Raw genomic sequence first — 19,313 nt, 5'->3', positions numbered from 1 at the left:
TCCGCCCGACATAGCGCGGGCGGTGAGGGGAGCCGGACAGTCCGGCCCCGGACAGGAGTCCCCACCGTGAATCCGAAGCTGATCGCCGCCGAGCTGGCGGCCGCCGTGGACAAGGTCGTAGCCCATCTGAACGGCACCGGGCCCCGGCCGAGCGCCGACGACATCCGCGCCGCGCACCAGGCCCTCGACATGGCGCAGACCGTCGGCGTCACCGCCGCCGACGTGCGCCTGTGCCGGAAGGACATCTGACATGGCCGACCCGAAACTCACCGCCGGCGAGAAGGCCAAGCTCGTGTGGCTCACCGCCCGAATGGCCAAGCGCGGCATCGCGGATGACCGCGTGAGCGGTGGCCGTGTCCACCAGCGGGACCTGGAGCGCAAGTTCGAGCGCGTCCTGGAGCAGGCCCGCAAGCGCGAGGAGCGCGAGAACAAGGGCAAGTAGCTGTGCCCCGGGGCGGTCGACAGCCGCCAAGCATCCCGGCCGCCCCGGGCCCCTGACCACCTTTCGAGCAGCAGGAGAGAACCCAGCATGACCGACACATCTGGCGCCGCGCACCTGCGGCCCGTACCCGACATCGACCGCGACGACGAGACGCCGGCCGGACCGCTGCCGGTCGACAACCCGGACCTGCCGGACCCGAAGGTGAGTATCGAAAAGCGCAAGCCGGTGCTCGCCGGATGGCTCACCAACCGGCGCGACTTCCTGGCCACCGCCCGCCACACGGGCGCGAACCTCGGCTACGCCGCCCTGTTCCACGGCGTCCGCCTTCCCGTCTACGCGGGCCGCCTGGCCCTCATGTCGCCGCGCGGCGCCTGCTGGTTCATCGCCTCCACGAACCGATGGGTGTGGGACCGGGAAGCGGCCCCGCTGCGGGACCACGCGGTGCGGATGGAGGACGTCGAGGAGTACATGCGCCTGGCCCGGCTGCGGTCCAGCCGTATCCGCCTGCGTGGCATCGTGACCCTCGTGGCGGCCGTGTTCGGTGTCGGGTTCGCCCTGTACCTGTACGTCCTGGCCCCCGCGTTCCTGTACGCGTTCGCCGCCGGCGGGGTGCTGCTCCTCGGCATGGGCGGGCAGCAGCCCGACGCGCCCGTCGTCGGCCCCGCGGTGCTCAAGACAGAGGTGCAGAAGCTCACCGGCTCGATCGTGCTCCGCGGGCTGGACTCGATCGGCAACGCCAAGGTGACGGCCGCCATCAAGAAGGGCGGCGACATGAACGGGCTGCACTTCACGAGCGAGATCGTCCGCGACGGGCCCGGCTACCGGGCCGACCTCGATCTGCCCTACGGCGTGACGCCGGAGGACATCATGGAGGCCCGCAAGCCCCTTGCGTCCGGTCTGCGGCGCAAGGTCGGCTGCGTGTGGCCCTCCCCGGACCCAGAGCAGCACGAGGGCAGGCTCGTTCTGTGGGTGGGGGACAAGCCGATGAACGAGACCACGAAACCGGCGTGGCCGCTGCTGAAGTCCGGCACGGTGGACCTGTTCCGGCCGGTGGTGTTCGGCAACGACCAGCGCATGCGGGACGTGTCCGTGACGCTGATGTTCGCCGCGATCGTCGTCGGCTCCATCCCCAGAATGGGCAAGACGTTCCTCATGCGGCTGCTGCTGCTCATCGCCGCACTCGACCCGCGCTCGGAGGTGCACGCGTTCGACTTCAAGGGCACCGGCGACTTCGGCGCCCTCGAGCCGGTGTGCCACCGCTACCGGGCCGGTGAGGAAGACGACGACATCGCCTACGTCGTCGAAGCCCTGCGGGAGCTGAAGGAAGAGCTGCGGCGCCGGGCGAAGGTCATCAAGTCCCTGCCGCGCACCCGCTGCCCGGAATCCAAGGTCACCCCCGCACTGGCCGGTGACAAGAGCTTGGGTCTGCATCCGATCGTGGTCGGGTTCGACGAGTGCCAGGTGCCGTTCGAGCACGAGGAGCACGGCAAGGAGATCGAGGCGATCTGCACCGACCTGGTCAAGCGCGGCCCCGCGCTCGGCATCGTGACCATGTTCGGCACCCAGCGCCCCGACGCCAAGTCCCTCCCGACCGGCATCTCCGCGAACGCGGTCCTGCGGTTCTGCCTCAAGGTCATGGGACAGCCCGCCAACGACATGGTCCTGGGCACCTCGATGTACAAGTCCGGCTACCGGGCCACCATGTTCTCCCGGTCCGACCGGGGGATCTGCTGGATGGCCGGTGAGGGCGACGACCCGCGCATCGTCGCGAGCGCGTTCGTGGACGCGGTCGCTGCAGAGCGCATCGTCGCCCGCGCCCGTCAGGCCCGCGAGGAGTACGGCAATGTCACCGGCCACGCCATCGGCCAGGGCCCGGAGAAGACGAACGGCTCCGACATCCTCGCCGACGTCCTCGACGTGATCGCGGACGGGGAGAAGGCCGTGTGGTGCGAGCGCATCGCCGCCCGGCTCGCCTCCCACACCCCGGAGACATACGGCGGGTGGGAGGGCGAGAACGTGACCGCCGCGCTCAAGCCGTGGGGCATCAAGCCCGGCCAGGTGTGGGGCCAGACCGACGACGGTGAGGGCGCCAACCGGCGCGGCATCAAGCACGCCGACGTCGTCGCCGCCATCACTCGCCGTAACGCCGATCGGGCCGCCGCCTAGCCCGAGCAGCGCTGCTAGACCTAGCACCCGCGCCTGCTAGGTCTAGCACCCCCGCTAGCAACCCATAAGCCCTGTGATCAGGCAACTAGCGTCTAGCGGCCCACCTGCGAAAACCCCCGGAAACCGCCCCTGGAAGGGATGTGAGCCCCCGTGGCTCTCGCTAGCCTCGCCGTCCTGCTGATCCTCGCCGGTTACGCAGCGTTGTGCGCGATCAGCCCGTTCGCCCCCTGCCGCACCTGCGCCGGCACCGGCATCCGCACCATCCGCAAGACCGTCAAGCCCTGCCGCCGCTGCCGCGGCCAGCGCTACCGGCTGCGCATCGGCCGCCGCCTGCTCAACACCGGCCGCACCATCCAGCGCGCCGGCACCCGACCCCACCGACCCACCATCCGCCCCTGACCCGGAAGGGAGGCCACGGCATGGCCGTGACCGTCTCGCTCGTCCTGCTCTTCGGCCTGGTGCTCTTCTTCCTGCTCCGCTCCCACAGCCTCAGCGCCGGAGCCGCGTTCACCGCCGCCGGGTTCGGCTTCTTCCTCGCCTCCACCGGCGCCGCCGAACCCATCAACCAGCTCGCCAACGCCGTCATCAACGCCATCCCCGCCCTATAGGAGTCGCTCCCGCGCCTACAGCGTCGCCGCCGCACCTCCCCCGACCCGTGGGCCCCGGCGGCACAGCAACGAACCGCCCTCCTGACAAGCCGAGAGCGGCCCCCATCCGACCAAGAACCGGGGCCGCTCTCGTCTGCCAGCACCTCTACAGAACTGGAGACATCCAGCATGACCCACACCCTCCCCGTCCGGCGAGTTGCAGCATGAGCGAGCACCTGAATACCGCGCTCGGACTGGCCGCCTCCCGGATCCCGGTCCTTCCCCTGCGAGCGGGAAAGGTCCCGTTCGGCAACTGCCGCCGCTGCGCGGACAACGCCTGTGGCGGCCGGCCCAACATGAAGAGCGCCGGACCGTGCACCTGCCCCGGCCCCTGCCACGGCTGGGCCGCCGCAACCACCGACCCGGACGTCGTCACCTCCGGTGTCTGGCGGCGCGCGTGGATGCGTGCGAGCGCGGTCGCCTACCACCCCGGCGGGGCCGGACTCACCGTCGTGGACCTGGACAACACCGCCGCGATCACGTGGGCACGCGAGAACCTGCCGCCCACACAGACCGTGTCCACCACCCGGGGCGAGCACTGGCTCTACCTCGGTGCGATGCAGTCCGCCAACGCGGTCCGTCCCGGGGTCGACATCAAGTCCACCATGGCCTATGCACGGTGGCTCGGTTTCGGCACCGGCACCATGACGACCCTGCCCGACGCCGTCCGTGCCCTGGCCGTGAAGATTCCCTCCACGGTCCGGCCGGCACCGTCCGCCATCGGCTCGGCTGCGCCGGTCGGGGGTGGGGAGTGCCGTCACCGCACGCCCGTGTACCTGGAGCGTGGCATCTGCATGGCGGAGCAGCGCATCACCGAGGCCCGCACCGCGGTTCACGCCACCGTGTACCGCACGTTCCTCGCCGTGCTGTCCGTCCACGGCCGGTGCGGCTGCCTGACCGACACCCACGTCGCCCGACTGTTCACCGCCGCGCAGGCCAAGGGCGAAACCGCGCGGCACTGCACCGACGCGTGGACCAACGCCCGCACCGCCCTGGGGATGTGAGCCATGTCCGACGATGAAAAGACCCCGGCCCGCGAGATCATCACCGACTACGCGCAGCAGCATTTCCGGTACTTCCGCACCGCCGACGGCACCGTCTACGCGCAGAAGAACGGCCACCCCGTGGCCCGGCCGATCCGATCTCAGGGCACGACGGGCAGCCACCGGCAGGAACTCATGGTCGGCCTCTTCCGCGACGGGGTCGGCGTGTTCAACGGCACCGCGCTCAAGGAAGCGCTGGACCTCATCGAGGCACTGGCGTTGACCGAGGAGACCCAGCCGGTCCACATCCGTGTGGCTCCGGGGTTCGACGGGGCGACGTGGCTGGACCTGGGGCGCAGGGATGGTCAGTCCGTCCGCATCCACCCGACCGGGTGGGAGGTCGCTGTTCCGGACCCGCGTGAGGTGTGCTGGCGACGCACCCAGCTCACCGGGGAACTGCCCCTGCCGGTGAAGGACACCGACGGCAAGGGCATCGACCTCCTGCTGAGGCTGACCAACTTCGCCAACGCGGAGACCGAGTGCCTGGCCATCGCCTGGCTCATCGGCTGCCTCGGACCGTCCGCCCCCGTCCCCGCCCCGTTCCTCACCGGCCCCCAGGGCGCGGGCAAATCCACCGCCGGGCGAATGCTCGTGCGCATCATCGAGGGCATGAGCAGCGACCTGCGCCGCGCCCCGAAGGACGAGGAAAACCTGACCGCGGCCGTCGCCGCCGGGTGGGTCACGGCACTGGACAACCTCTCCCACATGACCCCGGACCTGTCCGACGCCATGTGCTGCATCGTCACCGGCGCCGAGAACGTCAAGCGCGCCCTGTTCACCGACGGGGACGTCTTCCGCGCCCGCTACCGGCGCCCGGTGCTGCTGACCGGCATCGACGTGGGCGTGATCCGGCCCGACCTCGCCGAACGCCTCCTTCCGCTGCGCCTGGAGCGCCCCCGCGTCCGGCGGACCGAGGCGGAACTGTGGGCGGAGTACGCGGAGGTGCTGCCCGTCATCCTCGGCTCGCTCCTGGACCTGACCGTGATAGTGCGGGCCGCCACGGCGGAGACGCCCACCGACCTGCGGATGGCCGACTTCGCCCACCTGTGCGCGCAACTCGACACGGCGACCGCCCTCGGGGCGCTCAACTCCTACCGGGCCAGCCTGGACGACCTGAACGACGACGTCATCGAGGGCGATCTCCTCGCGCAGACCGTCCTCAGGCATGCCGACACCATCGAGCCGGGCGCGGCTCAGCGGATGACTTCCACCGAGTGGCTGCACTGCCTCAGTCGCCTCTACAGCGGTGACGAGCTGCGCCTCCTGCCCAAAGGCTGGCCGACCACGGGCAAAGTCCTCTCCGACCGTCTCAAGCGCCTCCAGCCGACGCTTGCCGCACGCGGTGTTCTCATCGACTCCGGCCGCACGAGCGAGGGTCGCTATCTCGAAATGACTCGGCCGTCTGCCCCGCCCTCACACGAGGAGAAGCGGATGTTCTGACCCGCGATCCGAACGCTCGCCCGGACAGGCAAGAGGAGCACCACCGGCCAGGCGTGCTCCTCTTGCTGTTCGGCGGAACGCCGGCCGATGGTCGCGCCGCGAAGCGGCTCCGCATTCACTCCTTGAGCCGCGCACCACCACAACAGACACCCCCTCTTTTGTCCTAAGAGGGAAGACGCTGCGTCATCTGCGTCATGCAGGCCGAAAAGCAGCCCCTGACCTGCGACTACAACCATGACGCAGACGGCAGCGCCTGCGTCATCCTGCGTCATCTGCGTCACCCGATGACGCAGCCCATGACGCACCCCCTCTCCGCTGCGTCGCACAAACCCCCAGGTCAGAAGACCACATGACGCTGATGACGCAATGACGCAGAAATCCGCACTTACGACAGGCAGAGCCAGTCAGCCTCCCGAGGAGTCGCACCGTGGCCCCGAAACGCACTCCGGAGACCGACCCGCAGACCACCCTGCGCGCTGGCCTCCCAGACCGCTACCTCACCCCCGATGACGTCGCTGACCTATTCGGCGTGCCGCTCGAGACCGTCTACCAGTGGCGCAAGAAACGCACCGGCCCGCCCGGCTTCCGCGTGGGCAAGCACCTCCGCTACGACCCCGCCGCTGTCCGTGCCTGGACCACGGAACGCATGGCAGCAGACGCCGCCTGACAGCAAGCACACGAGACCACCGCACGAGTGGGCGGGCCACGATGTGGCCCGCCCACTCGTGCTTCGAGGAGGGCTACGAGCCAATGGCCGGCCACATTCAAGATCGCTGGTTCAAGACCGAGACCAACACCGCCGGCAAGCCGGTCCGCGTCAAGACCGACCGCCACGGCACGGGCATGCGCTACCGGGCCCGGTACATCGGCCCCGACGGCACCGAGAAGTCAAAGAGCTTCCCCGACCGTCAGAAGCGACTCGCTGAGCAGTGGCTCACCGATATCGCGTCGGACATGTCGCGCGGCCAGTACATCGACCCGCGCGCCGCCCGGATCACCTTCAAGGGCTACGCCGAGAAGTGGCTCAAGGCCCATAGCGCGGACGTGTCCAGCCAGATCGTCACCGAACAACGGTTGCGCCTACACGCGTTCCCGGTCGTCGGTACGCGACCGCTGGACTCATTCCGCCCCGAGCACATTCGCGATCTCGTGAGCGCGTTGGAGGCCAACCCGGCAGTCAGCGGCGCGTACGCCCGCAACATTTACGGTGACGTTCGAGCCGTGCTGAGCGCGGCCGTGGACGATGGCCTGTTGCCTCGCAACCCGTGCTCCGCCAAGTCCGTCCGTCCGCCGACGGCAGAGCGCCGGCGCGTTGTGCCGTGGCTGCCGACGCAAGTGCACGCCGTCCGCGCGGCACTCCCCGAGCGGTACCGGACCATGGTGGACACGGGCGCGGGGTGCGGACTCCGACAGGGCGAGATCGTGGGACTCGCTGAGGACGCGCTCGACTTCGAGAGCGGCATCCTGCACGTCGTCCGGCAGGTCAAGCTCATCCGGGGCAAGGCCGTGTTCGCCCCGCCGAAGTGCAACAAGGAACGGGACGTACCGTTGCCGTCGTCGGTGGCTGAGGCCCTGCGCGCCCACATCGACGAGTGCAAGCCTGTTGAGATCACGCTGCCGTGGAGGAAGCCGGACGGCCCGAAGGTGTCGGCCCGCCTACTCTTCACGAACACAGCGGGCGGGGTCGTGTGGCGCAGCAACTTCAACATCCAGGAGTGGAAGCCCGCACTGGCGGTCGCTGGCCTCATCCCGGACGCTGGCCCGGACGGCAAGTACGAGTCGGCGCGCGAACACGGCATGCACGCACTGAGGCACTTCTACGCGTCTGTTCTGCTGGACGCCGGCGAGAGCATCAAGGCAGTGAGCCAGTACCTGGGGCACACCGACCCGGCGCTGACGCTGCGGGTATACGCGCACCTCATGCCGTCGAGTCAGGAACGCACCCGCAAGGCAGTCGACTCTGTGCTGACCTCAACGCCGGAAAATCGGTGACCGTTTGGAGTATTGGTCCCTAACCTGCCTCCATGGGAGTAGTCAGAACATGCGGTTGGTGCAACGACCGATGCAACATGAAGAACGTGCACACTGCTGAGGTCGGCACCGCCGGACGCGGTGAGTTCAAGCGCGTCGACATGGTCTTCCGATGCGACGGCTGTGGTCATCTCAGCATCGCAACCGGCCGACAGGAACTCGTGCCATTCAGCTCCAGCGGCGGCACCCGCCTGGTAGTTGACGGCCCAAGCACGTGGTTCCCCCGCCAGGTCGGTAAGCGCGTGTATGAGGACGTCCCACCGACTATCGCCAGCATGGCCAATGAGGCGCACCAGTGCCTGTCCATCGAAGCCAACAGAGCAGCCGTGGCCTTGGCCCGAGCCGTCGTGGAAGCTACAGCCAAGGAACGCGGGATCACTACCGGCACCCTCGAAAAGAAGATCGACAAACTGTTCGAGGAACAACTCATCCGGGAGTACGTCAAGGACGCGGCCCATGAAGTCCGGTTCGGAGGCAACGAAGTCGCTCACGGCGATCTCGTTGCTGAGCCGATGGACAACGTCACCGCAGCCGAGATCCTTGGTCTGATGGACGAGATCCTTGACGAGGTATTCCAGTCCCCTGCGAGGGTAAGGCGTCGCAAAGCACAGCGACTTGAGCGCGAGCGACGGCTCAAAGAGGGTGGCCATGCCACCTCTGATGAGACGCCGCAAGAGCCGCCCGCTGGTGACGTCGTAAGCGTCTCCAAAGAACCCCCGTTCTGATCGCCACGGCCCACAGACGGCCCAACGACCCGGGATACCCCCTACCGCCGCCAAATACGCAGGTGGGAGGCCTCTTCTCGTCCGGTGCATGCCGGTTCTCCGGGCTTGGGCATGGTGCTACCAGTGTCGCAGACGGAATCCCGTGGCCTGCGGGCCTCGATTCCCGAAGTGGGCGTCAGTGGTCGATGGCCGTCATCGCTGGTCACGTCCACCCATCCCTGAGATCGGCCGTCCGCCTGCCCTGAGCCGGCAGCGCCGGACGCCACGTGCATTTTCTCGCCCTCTTGGCTTCCGGGCATCTCTGCGAGGATGTTCGTATGGACGTGCGAAGCAGGAACAAGGTGAGCCTGTCCGGCCGGGCCGGCGCTCCCGTGGTGATGCTGGCACATGGGTTCGGATGCGATCAGAACATGTGGCGTCTGGTGGCACCGACGCTGGAGCGGGACTTCGCCGTGGTGCTGTTCGACCACGTGGGCGCGGGCCGCTCGGATCTGTCGGCGTGGAGCGAGGAGCGGTACTCCAGCATGGACGGCTACGCGGAGGACGTGCTGGAGATCTGCCGCGAGCTGGATCTGGGGCCGGTGACCTTCGTGGGACACTCGGTGAGCGCGATGATGGGCGTGCTGGCCGCCGTCCGGCGGCCCGAGTACTTCGCCGGCCTGGTGCTTCTCGCACCCTCCCCCTGCTTCATCGACGACCCGGCCGCCGGCTACCGGGGCGGGTTCAGCACCGATGACATCGACGAGCTTCTGCAGTCGCTGGACGCGAACTATCTGGGCTGGTCGGGAGCGATGGCTCCGGTGATCATGGGCAATCCGGAGCGGCCGGAGCTGGGTGCGGAGCTGACCAACAGCTTCTGCGCCACCGATCCGGAGATCGCCCGGGTCTTCGCCCGCGTCACGTTCCTGTCCGACAACCGGAGCGACCTGGCCCAGGTGAAGGTGCCCACCTTGGTCGCCCAGTGTTCCGACGACGCCATCGCACCACCGGAGGTCGGCGACTTCGTCCACGCCCAGATCCGGGACAGCCGCCTGGTCACCCTGAACGCCACCGGGCACTGCCCCCAGCTCAGCGCCCCCGAGGAGACCGCCGAGGCGATCGCCGCGTTCGCCGGGGCGCTGCGGTGATGCGCCGGGCGACGGAGGACCAGACCGACGAGGACCCGGGCAGGGATCCCGGTCCAGAGCAGCGTTCCGACGACGAGCAGACGTTCTCCGCGCTGCTGGAGGACAGTGCCGAGGACCTTTACGAGAACGCCCCGTGCGGATACCTGTCCACGCTGCTGGACGGCCAGATCGTCAAGGTCAACACAACCCTGCTGAACTGGCTGGGCTACGAGCGCGGCGACCTGGTGGGCCACAAGCGGTTCTCCGACCTGCTCACAGTCGGCGGGCGTCTATATCACGAGACGCACTTCGCGCCGCTGCTGCGCATGCAGGGCGAGGCCAGCGGCATCGCCCTGGAGCTGAAGGCGGCCGACGGCGGCCGGCTGCCGGTCCTGGTGACCTCGACCGTCAAGACCGGCAGCGACGCCAGGCCGTTGCTGATCCGCACCACCGTCTTCGACGCCCGCGACCGCCGCGCCTACGAGCAGGAACTGCTGCGCGCCCGCCAGGAGTCCGAGCGCGAACGCGCACGCCTCCAGCAGCTGACCGCCACACTGCAGGCGACGCTGCTGCCGCCGACACTGACGAACGTGCCGGGCCTGGACGTGTCCGCGCACTACCACGTCGCCTCCGTCGACGAGGTCGGCGGCGACTTCTACGACCTGTTCCCCCTTGCCGGCGGCAGCTGGGGACTTTTCCTGGGCGACGTGTGCGGCAAGGGCGCAGAGGCGGCGGCCGTCACCTCACTGGCCCGATACACCCTGCGCGCCGCCGCGGTCTACGACCCCGACCCGGTCGCCGTGCTGAGCAACCTCAACACCGTCCTCAACCACGAGTACGACGGCACCGATCCACGGTTCTGCACCGTCATCTTCGGTCTGCTCACCCCGGACAGCGACGGCGGCTTCCGCATCACGCTGGCCAGCGGCGGACATCCCCCCGCGCTGGTGATGCGCACCGACGGCACCGCCGACTATCTGCCCACCCCCGGCGGACAGCTCATCGGCGTACTCCCCGACGTCCACATCGCCACCACCACTTTCCGCCTCGATCCCGGCGACACCCTTCTTCTCCACACCGACGGGCTCACCGAAGCCCACACCGCGATCCGCGGCGACCGCTACGGCGACGACGCCCTCCTCGACTTCGGCCGCGCCCTCGCCCCCACCACGGCCCTGCGCACCATCACAGCCATCCGCGATCTCCTCGACACCCTCGGCACCGGGGTGGACGACGACACCGCCCTCCTGGCCGTGAGCGTGCCCGGCCCCGACGGTGAAGAGCAACAGTGACCCGCACGAGCGTGACCACGCACAACACACCCGCCGGCCCGGTCGTCGAAGTGGCCGGCGAACTCGACCACCACAGCGCTCCCGAGATCCGCGGGCTCCTCCCCCACCTGGCCATCGCTGAAGGCCAGAAGTTCGTCGTCGACCTCGGCGGCCTCAGGTTCTGCGACTCCAGTGGCATCACCGTTCTGCTCGCCGCCCGGCAACCACGCCCTCGCCTCGCACGCCACCATCGCCCTGGCGGCCGTCCCCGAGTCCGTCAGCAGGGTTTTCCGCATCGTCGGCCTGGAGCAGGTCTTCCCCACCCACCCCACCGCCGAGGCAGGCGAAGCCGCCTGGGGCCTCCGACCGCTGATCCGCGGCACGCGGCAGCCGAAGCTGCCGCCTCCGACCTCCTCGGCCTCCTCCGCGCGTCGCCCCCGCGCGGGTCGTCTCCCACGTCTCCCCCACAGGGTGCTGCCCCGCGCCCTGCCCGAGAAGCACCTCGAGCCCGTCTTCGTCGTGACATCACACCGCCCAGACCGCACGTCGACGAACGCGTTGCTGCCTGGGGGCGGTGCTCGCGCCGGACTCGTCAGCGCGCTGGGTCCAAGCGCGAGAAGCGCTGGCGCCCGACCTGCCACCACCGTCCGGCCATGCCGGGCGTCAGCGCGCCGCGGGTCCATGTCCCGCGGACCGTGATCTCCTCGTCGCGGTGGTGCCCGCGCGTGGTGTACGCGACCTGCTCGCCGTCCAGGACGTACCGCGCGGTGTGCAGGCCGCGCAGACTGTTGTCCTTGCGCAGCCAACCCGCCACTGCTGCGACATCCGTGGACTGCGGTGCGGGCCGTACGAGCACGTCCAGAACCGTGCCGACCGCATAGGGACGGAACACCTGCGTATCCGCCGCGAAAATCCCGTTCAGCGGCGGTGCCCCGCGGCGTCGTCCTCGACCCGCCACAACCGTCCCCCCATCAGAGATACGCACCATCAGAGAAACGGAAGAGGGCTCGTTGCCCTGTGGACAACAAGCCCTCCTCAAGAAAAGCAGGTCAGCCGGGTCCTACAAAAACGACCAGCAGCAGCCACACCACCGGTGCCGTCGGCAGCAGCGAGTCCAAGCGGTCCATGATGCCGCCGTGGCCGGGGAGCAGCGTGCCCATGTCCTTGATGCCGAGGTCGCGCTTGATCATCGACTCGCCCAGGTCGCCGAGCGTGGCGCTGACGGCTACCGCGAGGCCGAGCAGCAGGCCCTGCCACCAGGTGCCGTCGTCGATCAGGAACTGCATGCACAGCGCGCCCGCCGCCATCGCGAACGACACGGCCCCGAGCAGGCCTTCGCGGGTCTTGCCGGGGCTGATGCGCGGCGCGAGCTTGTGCTTGCCGAAGCGCCAGCCCACCGCGTACGCCCCGGTGTCGCTGACAACGGTGAGCAGCAGGAAGGTGATCACCCGCTCGGGGCCGTCGTCGGCCGCCAGCATCAGTGCGACGAACGTCGCCAGGAAGGGAACGTAGAACGCGGCGAAGACGCCGGCCGTGACGTCCTTGAGATACCCCTCCGGCGGCTCGGTCATCCGCCAGACCAGGACCGCGAGCGCCGTGAGCGCCATCGCGACCCAGGCCCCCTCGGTCCCCCGGACGTAGCCGGCCACGACCATTGCCGCGCCACCCACGGCGAGCGGCACGATCGGGGCCTTGATCTGCTTGCGTTCCTCGAGCCGGGAGGTCAGCTCCCACAGACCGACGACGACGGCGACCGCGATCACACCGACGAAGACGGCCTTGACGAAGAAGAGAGAGGCGACGATCACCGCGCCGAGTCCGACACCGACCCCTATCGCCGCGCGCAGGTCCCGGCCGGCCCGCTTCTTCTGCGGATACTCCGGTCCCGGCTGCGGGGTGGGATCGCCCGACGGCGGCGGGGTGGGCATGGGCTCCTGCGGCATCTCGTCGCGGAACAGGGGGCCGCTCAGCCGAGCAGCCCCCCGGTCACGGTCCTCGTGGTCCTCGCCGCCGTCACGGCCCTCGGCGTCTCCACCTGCGGCGGGAAAGTCCGGAACGATGGGCATGGACTGCGCCTCTGATGTATACCGTGCGTCGTGCCCATCGTATGCGGGACCCGCCGAGAGGGGCCCCTGCTCGGGCGGTGGCCATGCTCCGGCGTATCCAGCGCCGTGCGAGGCCCCCCAGGAAGAGTCGTTCATCAGACCTCGAGCAGCTCGGCTTCCTTGTGCTTGAGCAGCTCGTCCACCTGCGCGACATACTTCGCGGTGGTGTCGTCGAGCTCCTTCTCCGCGCGGCGGCCCTCGTCCTCGCCGACCTCGCCGTCCTTGATCAGCTTGTCGATGGTCTCCTTGGCCTTGCGGCGTACGGAGCGGATCGAGATCTTGGCGTCCTCGGCCTTGGTCTTGGCGACCTTGATGTACTCCTTGCGGCGGTCCTGGGTGAGCTCGGGGAACACCACCCGGATGATGTTGCCGTCGTTGCTCGGGTTGACGCCGAGGTCGGAGTCGCGGATCGCCTGCTCGATGTTGCGCAGCGCGGTCTTGTCGAAGGGCGTCACCACGGCCATCCGCGGCTCGGGAACCGAGAACGAGGCCAGCTGGTTGATCGGGGTCAGTGCACCGTAGTAGTCCGCCACGATCTTGTTGAACATCGCCGGGTGCGCACGTCCCGTGCGGATCGCGGCGAAGTCATCCTTGGCGACCAGGACGGCCTTCTCCATCTTCTCCTCGGCCTCGAGGAGGGTCTCTTCGATCACCACTTGCTCCTGCGTGTCTTGAGGTAGGCCCGGCTCGTAACCACTGGGCCGGCGGAACCTGCGTCGCGTGTTGCCTGCACGGTGTCCGACCGGCAGGACTTTGTCCATCCCTCGAAGGGCGTCCCGGTTTCAGGCCCGAGTGCCCCGGTCGCTCACGAGCGTGCCGATCTTCTCACCCTTGACGGCCCGGGCGATATTGCCTTCGGTGAGGAGTTCGAAGACGAGGATCGGCAGGGCGTTGTCGCGGCAGAGCGTGATCGCGGTGGCGTCGGCAACCTTGAGATTGCGCGAGAGCACCTCGCCGTACTCCAGCGCGTCGAACTTCACCGCGTCCGGGTTGGCCTTGGGGTCGGAGTCGTACACCCCGTCGACGCCGTTCTTGCCCATGAGCAACGCCTCGGCGTCGATCTCGAGGGCCCGCTGGGCGGCAGTGGTGTCGGTGGAGAAGTACGGCATGCCCATGCCCGCGCCGAAGATGACGACGCGGCCCTTCTCCAGGTGGCGCACGGCGCGCAGCGGAATGTACGGCTCCGCGACCTGGCCCATGGTGATGGCCGTCTGGACACGCGAGTCGATGCCCTCCTTCTCCAGGAAGTCCTGGAGAGCGAGGCAGTTCATGACCGTACCGAGCATGCCCATGTAGTCGGAGCGGGCCCGGTCCATGCCACGCTGCTGGAGTTCGGCGCCGCGGAAGAAGTTACCGCCGCCGATGACAACCGCGATCTCTGCCCCGTCGCGTACGACCGCGGCGATCTCGCGGGCAATGGCGTGTACGACGTCGGGGTCGACGCCGAGGCCTCCGCCACCGGCGAACGCCTCACCGGACAGCTTCAGCATGAAGCGTCCGGCTTTCTTGCCGTGGTTGTCGTCGCCCTGTGCGGCGCCCTGATTCATGGGGTTCTCCTCGTGCACATACGAAGAAGGCCATTGCCAGTGGGTCCTTGCGGTTTCCCGTACGGCAATGGCCTCCTCGTCAGATCTGCGGTCGCCCGGCGCGAACGTGGACGACTGCTTCAGACCCTACCGGGGTCCGGTGTCCGCGTCGTACGGACTCAGATGCCGACCTTGATGCGCGCGAAGCGCTTCAGGGTGACGCCGGCCTCGTCCAGAATCTGCTGAACGGACTTCTTGTTGTCGAGCGCGTACGGCTGGCCGAGGAGGGTTGCCTCCTTGAAGAAGCCGTTGACGCGACCCTCGACGATCTTCGGGAGAGCGGCCTCGGGCTTGCCCTCGGCGCGCGTGGTCTCCTCGGCGACACGACGCTCGGCCTCGACGACCTCGGCCGGAACGTCCTCGCGGGAGAGGTACTTCGGCGCGAAGGCCGCGATGTGCTGCGCGACGCCCTTGGCGACCTCGGCGTTCTCCTTGTCGAGCTCGACGAGGACACCGATCTGCGGGGGCAGGTCGGGCATGGTGCGGTGCATGTACGCGGCGACGTAGCCACCGGTGAACTGCGCGAAGCGGTCCAGGACGATCTTCTCGCCGAGGTTGGCGTTGGCCTCGTCGACGTACGCCTGGACGGTCTTGCCGGCCTCGATCTCGGAGGCGAGCAGGGCCTCGATGTCGGCGGGGGACGTCTTGGCCACGTGCGTGGCCAGGGCGTTGGCAACGGCCTGGAACTTGTCACCCTTGGCGACGAAGTCCGTCTCACACTTCAGCTCGACGACGACACCGGAGGTCTTGTCGTCGGCGATCAGGGAGACCACGGCGCCGTTCTCGGCGGAGCGGCCCTCGCGCTTGGCGACGCCCTTCTGGCCCTTGATGCGCAGAGCCTCGACGGCCTTGTCGACGTTGCCGTCGGCCTCGTCCAGCGCCTTCTTGCAGTCCATCATGCCGGCGCCGGTGAGCTCGCGGAGCTTCTTGACGTCAGCGGCGGTGTAGTTCGCCATGTCCTTGAATCTCTCTCGAAGTCGAAAGTCGAAGATCTACGGGTGAGCGGCGGGGGCGGCGCTTGTGGCACCGTCCCCCGCCGTCAGCAACCGAACCTGTGAGGTCAGGCCTGCTCTGCTTCCGCGGCCGGCTTCTCGGCCTCGGCGGCGGCGGGAGCCTCGGCGGACTCCTCGGCGACCGGAGCCTCGGCGGCGGCCTCGGCCGGCTTGGCCTCGGCAGCGTCCTCGGAGTCCGCCTTCTTCTCGCCCTCGAGGAGGTCACGCTCCCACTCGGCGAGGGGCTCGCCGGCGGCCTTCTCGCCCGGCTTGGAGTCACCGGTGGCAACGCCGGAACGGGCGATGAGGCCCTCGGCGACGGCGTCGGCGATCACACGGGTGAGCAGGGTGACGGAGCGGATGGCGTCGTCGTTGCCCGGGATCTTGTAGTCGACCTCGTCGGGGTCACAGTTGGTGTCGAGGATCGCGACGACCGGGATGTGGAGCTTGCGCGCCTCACCGACGGCGATGTGCTCCTTCTTGGTGTCGACGATCCAGACGGCGCTCGGCACCTTCTGCATCTCGCGGATACCACCGAGGGTCTTCTCCAGCTTGGCCTTCTCGCGGGAGAGGACCAGGAGCTCCTTCTTGGTGAGACCGGAGGCGGCGACGTCCTCGAAGTCGATCTGCTCGAGCTCCTTGAGGCGCTGCAGACGCTTGTAGACGGTGGAGAAGTTGGTGAGCATGCCGCCCAGCCAACGCTGGTTGACGTACGGCATACCAACGCGCGTCGCCTGCTCGGCGATGGCCTCCTGGGCCTGCTTCTTGGTGCCGACGAACATGATGGAGCCGCCGTGCGCGACGGTCTCCTTGACGAACTCGTAGGCGCGGTCGATGTACGACAGCGACTGGAGCAGGTCGATGATGTAGATGCCGTTGCGCTCCGTGAAGATGAATCGCTTCATCTTCGGGTTCCAACGACGGGTCTGGTGACCGAAGTGGACGCCGCTCTCCAGCAGCTCCCGCATCGTGACGACGGCCATGGCCGTATCTCCTTGTTTTTCTCGGTTATGTCCTGACGCCCCGATACGCGCCGTGCCACAAGGGACCGAGGAGCGCGGCCACCGACCGCGGAGGGTGTGGTGGCGGGGCGTGCGAAGTCGACCCGGTGACCCGGATCGCCAGAAGAAGTGTACGGGACCCGTGACGTGCCGGGTGACGGCGCTGTCCACAACCGGCCGGTTGTCCACAGATCCCGACCATGATCAGCGGGAGGGTCCTCGTTCTCGGGAGCGTTCCGCCCATGAACTGTGTGTTTTCCGCGTCCGCGGTCCGCCGGTGGTCCGCCCTCGTCCTGCTCGTCGTTCTGCCCACAGCGGCCATGCCCTCGGCGGCACCGCCCGCCCCCAGCGGTGCCACGGCGACACCGCGGGCACGGGTCTTGGGCGGCGCGGCCGGTCCCGCTCCGAGGGAGGCCGGTCCCGCGTCGCACACGCCAGATCTCACGCCACGTGCGGGCGGTCCCGTGCCGTGTGCGGGCGGCGCGCTCGTCGGGACGGCCGCCGTGAGGCCGCCCGAGCATCCCAAAGCCGGCCCGCACCTCTGCGCCCCTGTCCGGCCTGTCCAGGCGCCATGGCCCCACCGGGACGCGACGCGTGCCGACGGGAGCACGCCCCCGGGCACAGTCACGTCTGGTGACGCTCCCGCGGCGCCTGCCGAGAGACGTGCGCCCACGGGCCCGGACGCGGCGCACAGGGAGGACGGTGACCGTGGCGCGGGGCGGAGCTGGCCGGTCGGGCGGCCGAGGCCATTGGTGGTGCGGGGGTGGCAGCCGCCGGACACTCCGTACGGACCGGGGCACCGCGGGGTGGACTTGGCCGCGCCGCGCGGTACGCCGGTGCGGGCCGCGGCGTCCGGCACGGTGTCCTTCGCCGGGCTCGTCGCCGGCCGGGGCGTGCTCGTGATCAGTCTCACCGGTACGGGTGATCCGCCGCTGCGCACGACGTACGAACCGGTCCGCCCGGTCGTCGACGAGGGCACGGAAGTGAGCACCGGCCAGGTCGTCGCCACCGTCGAGCCGGCGGCCTCACACTGCTCGGACTGTCTGCACTGGGGGCTGCGTCGCGGCACGGCGTATCTGGACCCGCTGTCGCTACTGCCGTCCTGGATGCTGCGCCGCGCTCCGTCCCGACTCCTGCCGGTGTTCGGCATCCCCCTCCCCTCAGCGGGGCCGGCACCGGCAGGGCGAGCCGCTGTCGCCGGTGTCCCGGACACACTCCACGCGGGGCTCCTGGCGACTGTCTGCATCGCGGCGTACCGCGTCCTGCGCCGTCGGCCCCGGGGCGGGGCGGCCGTCAGCCCCGTACGCCTCGCAGCACCATGGCGACGGCCGCCTCCGCGATGGCGTCCGGCTCCTCGGCCGCACCGAGCTCGATGCGGCGGACCGCGGCGTCCACAACGCCCTGCAGCAACATCGCCGCCAGCCGCGGCTCGGCCTGGCCCAGTTCGCCCAGGGCTTCGACGATCATCGCAATCAGTCCGCCGTGCGCGGCCCGGATCTTCTCCCGGGCTCCGGCATCCAGCTCGCTCGCGGAGATCGCGACGACGGCCCGGTGCCGCCGGTCGCCGACCAGCTCGAGCTGCCTGCGCACATACGCCTCGACCTGGCCCTCCGGTGTCTCCGCACGCCCCATGGCGGCCTCGACCTCGGCCGCCCAGACGGGGAAGTCCACCGCGCAGAGCTCTTCGACGACCGCCGCACGCGAGCGGAAGTACTCGTAGACGGAGGACCTCGCCAGGCCGGTGCGCTCGGCGAGAGCGGGGAAGGTCAGCGCCTCCGTACCGCCTTCGGACAGGAGGGAACGCGCGGCGTCCAGCAGGGCGCCTCGCTGCATCGTCCGGTGCTCGGCCACGGAGGCCGCTCGAATCCTGGGCACGCCTCCACTTTACGGATGCGCACCGGGCGAGCCCAGAGTCACCGTCCCACGTCGGCCAGCTTGGCCCGCAGCTGCAGCACCGACTTGGTGTGGATCTGGCTCACCCTGCTCTCCGTGACGCCCAGGACATGGCCGATCTCGGCCAGCGTCAGGCCCTCGTAGTAGTAGAGGGTGACGACGGTCTTCTCGCGGTCGGGCAGGGTGTTGATGGCGCGGGCGAGGAGCCGGCGCAGTTCGCGGTCCTCCGCCACTTCGACCGGGTTGTCGGCGGCGGTGTCCTCCAGCGTGTCCATGAGGCTGAGCCGCTCGCCGCCCTCACCGCCCACATGCAGCAGCTCCTCCAGCGCCACGACATTGGCCAGTGACAACTGGCTGAAAACCGCGTGCAGTTCCTCGACGGAGATGTCCATCTCCGCGGCAACCTCGGTTTCGGAGGGGGTACGTCGCAGTTGCGCCTCGAGCGTGGCGTAGGCGCGCTCGACGGCCCGTGCCTTCTGCCGCACGGAGCGGGGAATCCAGTCCAGCGCGCGCAGCTCGTCGATCATCGCGCCCCGGATACGGGTGATGGCGTACGTCTCGAACTTGATCGACCGCTCGATGTCGAACTTCTCGATGGCGTCGATCAGTCCGAAGACCCCGGAGGAGACGAAGTCGGCCTGCTCGACGTTGGACGGCAGCCCCACGCTGACCCGGCCGGCGACGTACTTGACCAGCGGCGAGTAGTGCAGGATCAGCTGCTCCCGCAAGCGGTCGTCACCCGTGGCCTTGTACGACCGCCACAACTCCTCGAGCGACGTGGGTGCGGAAGGCCGCACGGTGCCACGGGCAGCGGGTGGCGCTGCCGCGCGGTCAGACCCGGAGGTGTGCTGGGGCATGCGTTGCC

20 protein-coding genes and 2 pseudogenes are annotated in these 19,313 nt (G+C 69.2%); 14 read left to right on the top strand and 8 right to left on the bottom strand.

Annotated elements, in window-relative coordinates:
* The first annotated feature begins 66 nt into the window (after positions 1-66).
* The 13 genes and pseudogenes from ACZ4SA_RS13365 to ACZ4SA_RS13305 form a co-directional block, all read left to right on the top strand.
* On the top strand, positions 67-249 hold the full coding sequence (locus ACZ4SA_RS13365; protein ID WP_468273332.1) for a hypothetical protein: 183 nt from the start codon (positions 67-69) through the stop codon (positions 247-249).
* Between the two features lies 1 nt (position 250).
* On the top strand, positions 251-442 hold the full coding sequence (locus ACZ4SA_RS13360) for a DUF6257 family protein (protein WP_468273330.1): 192 nt from the start codon (positions 251-253) through the stop codon (positions 440-442).
* An 87-nt stretch (positions 443-529) separates the two neighbouring features.
* Positions 530-2,608 carry a cell division protein FtsK gene (locus ACZ4SA_RS13355; RefSeq protein ID WP_468273328.1) on the top strand — a complete coding sequence of 693 codons (2,079 nt, stop codon included), beginning with the start codon at positions 530-532 and terminating at the stop codon, positions 2,606-2,608.
* Positions 2,609-2,758: 150 nt separating this feature from the next.
* A complete protein-coding gene (locus tag ACZ4SA_RS13350; RefSeq protein ID WP_468273326.1) occupies positions 2,759-3,007 on the top strand; it encodes a hypothetical protein in 249 nt (82 codons plus the stop codon).
* A gap of 20 nt (positions 3,008-3,027) precedes the next feature.
* On the top strand, positions 3,028-3,216 hold the full coding sequence (locus ACZ4SA_RS13345) for a hypothetical protein (RefSeq protein WP_468273323.1): 189 nt from the start codon (positions 3,028-3,030) through the stop codon (positions 3,214-3,216).
* Positions 3,217-3,419: 203 nt separating this feature from the next.
* Positions 3,420-4,259 (top strand): bifunctional DNA primase/polymerase, encoded by an 840-nt coding sequence (locus ACZ4SA_RS13340; RefSeq protein ID WP_468273321.1) that lies wholly within the window; start codon positions 3,420-3,422, stop codon positions 4,257-4,259.
* 3 nt (positions 4,260-4,262) lie between these two features.
* Positions 4,263-5,738 (top strand): ATP-binding protein, encoded by a 1,476-nt coding sequence (locus ACZ4SA_RS13335; RefSeq protein WP_468273318.1) that lies wholly within the window; start codon positions 4,263-4,265, stop codon positions 5,736-5,738.
* A gap of 427 nt (positions 5,739-6,165) precedes the next feature.
* On the top strand, positions 6,166-6,405 hold the full coding sequence (locus ACZ4SA_RS13330; protein ID WP_468273316.1) for a helix-turn-helix domain-containing protein: 240 nt from the start codon (positions 6,166-6,168) through the stop codon (positions 6,403-6,405).
* A gap of 83 nt (positions 6,406-6,488) precedes the next feature.
* Positions 6,489-7,730 carry a tyrosine-type recombinase/integrase gene (locus ACZ4SA_RS13325; RefSeq protein ID WP_468273313.1) on the top strand — a complete coding sequence of 414 codons (1,242 nt, stop codon included), beginning with the start codon at positions 6,489-6,491 and terminating at the stop codon, positions 7,728-7,730.
* Between the two features lie 77 nt (positions 7,731-7,807).
* Positions 7,808-8,494 (top strand): DUF4145 domain-containing protein, encoded by a 687-nt coding sequence (locus tag ACZ4SA_RS13320; RefSeq protein ID WP_468273311.1) that lies wholly within the window; start codon positions 7,808-7,810, stop codon positions 8,492-8,494.
* A gap of 317 nt (positions 8,495-8,811) precedes the next feature.
* Positions 8,812-9,621 (top strand): alpha/beta fold hydrolase, encoded by an 810-nt coding sequence (locus tag ACZ4SA_RS13315; protein ID WP_468273309.1) that lies wholly within the window; start codon positions 8,812-8,814, stop codon positions 9,619-9,621.
* A complete protein-coding gene (locus ACZ4SA_RS13310) occupies positions 9,621-10,892 on the top strand; it encodes a PP2C family protein-serine/threonine phosphatase (protein ID WP_468273307.1) in 1,272 nt (423 codons plus the stop codon). Before ACZ4SA_RS13315 ends, ACZ4SA_RS13310 begins: the two co-directional genes overlap by 1 nt.
* Positions 10,889-11,035, top strand: a pseudogene (locus ACZ4SA_RS13305) (STAS domain-containing protein); the annotation flags it as partial. The gene ACZ4SA_RS13310 and the pseudogene ACZ4SA_RS13305, both read left to right, overlap by 4 nt.
* Before the next feature lie 428 nt (positions 11,036-11,463).
* Here ACZ4SA_RS13305 and ACZ4SA_RS13300 read toward each other — a convergent pair.
* From ACZ4SA_RS13300 to rpsB, 6 genes are all read right to left on the bottom strand, one after another.
* Complete coding sequence (locus ACZ4SA_RS13300; RefSeq protein ID WP_468273498.1) at positions 11,464-11,763, bottom strand: hypothetical protein; 300 nt, start codon at positions 11,761-11,763, stop codon at positions 11,464-11,466.
* A 157-nt stretch (positions 11,764-11,920) separates the two neighbouring features.
* Entirely contained in the window at positions 11,921-13,072 is a 1,152-nt protein-coding gene (locus ACZ4SA_RS13295) for a phosphatidate cytidylyltransferase (protein WP_468273305.1), read from the bottom strand.
* Entirely contained in the window at positions 13,072-13,629 is a 558-nt protein-coding gene (gene frr / locus ACZ4SA_RS13290; RefSeq protein ID WP_005311329.1) for a ribosome recycling factor, read from the bottom strand. The genes ACZ4SA_RS13295 and frr overlap by 1 nt, the downstream gene beginning before the upstream one ends.
* Before the next feature lie 129 nt (positions 13,630-13,758).
* Entirely contained in the window at positions 13,759-14,523 is a 765-nt protein-coding gene (gene pyrH / locus ACZ4SA_RS13285) for a UMP kinase (RefSeq protein ID WP_468273303.1), read from the bottom strand.
* 158 nt (positions 14,524-14,681) lie between these two features.
* The gene (gene tsf / locus ACZ4SA_RS13280; protein ID WP_468273301.1) at positions 14,682-15,518 is read right to left on the bottom strand and encodes a translation elongation factor Ts; all 837 of its coding nucleotides are present in this window, start codon (positions 15,516-15,518) and stop codon (positions 14,682-14,684) included.
* 104 nt (positions 15,519-15,622) lie between these two features.
* Positions 15,623-16,537 carry a 30S ribosomal protein S2 gene (gene rpsB / locus ACZ4SA_RS13275; protein ID WP_468273299.1) on the bottom strand — a complete coding sequence of 305 codons (915 nt, stop codon included), beginning with the start codon at positions 16,535-16,537 and terminating at the stop codon, positions 15,623-15,625.
* A 218-nt stretch (positions 16,538-16,755) separates the two neighbouring features.
* On the opposite strand from rpsB, the pseudogene ACZ4SA_RS13270 reads away from it, so the two are divergent.
* Positions 16,756-17,628 (top strand): annotated as a pseudogene (locus ACZ4SA_RS13270) (murein hydrolase activator EnvC family protein); the annotation flags it as partial.
* A 220-nt stretch (positions 17,629-17,848) separates the two neighbouring features.
* Here ACZ4SA_RS13270 and ACZ4SA_RS13265 read toward each other — a convergent pair.
* Entirely contained in the window at positions 17,849-18,406 is a 558-nt protein-coding gene (locus ACZ4SA_RS13265; protein WP_468273494.1) for a TetR/AcrR family transcriptional regulator, read from the bottom strand.
* A 62-nt stretch (positions 18,407-18,468) separates the two neighbouring features.
* Positions 18,469-19,305: an RNA polymerase sigma factor WhiG gene (whiG, locus tag ACZ4SA_RS13260; protein WP_468273296.1), complete on the bottom strand. Its 837-nt coding sequence runs from the start codon at positions 19,303-19,305 to the stop codon at positions 18,469-18,471.
* Positions 19,306-19,313: the final 8 nt, after the last annotated feature.

This window comes from Streptomyces sp. NPDC027962, from assembly GCF_055566095.1.
The sequence above is the reverse complement of the archived record's forward strand: the minus strand, read 5'-3'. Positions and strand labels throughout refer to the sequence as shown.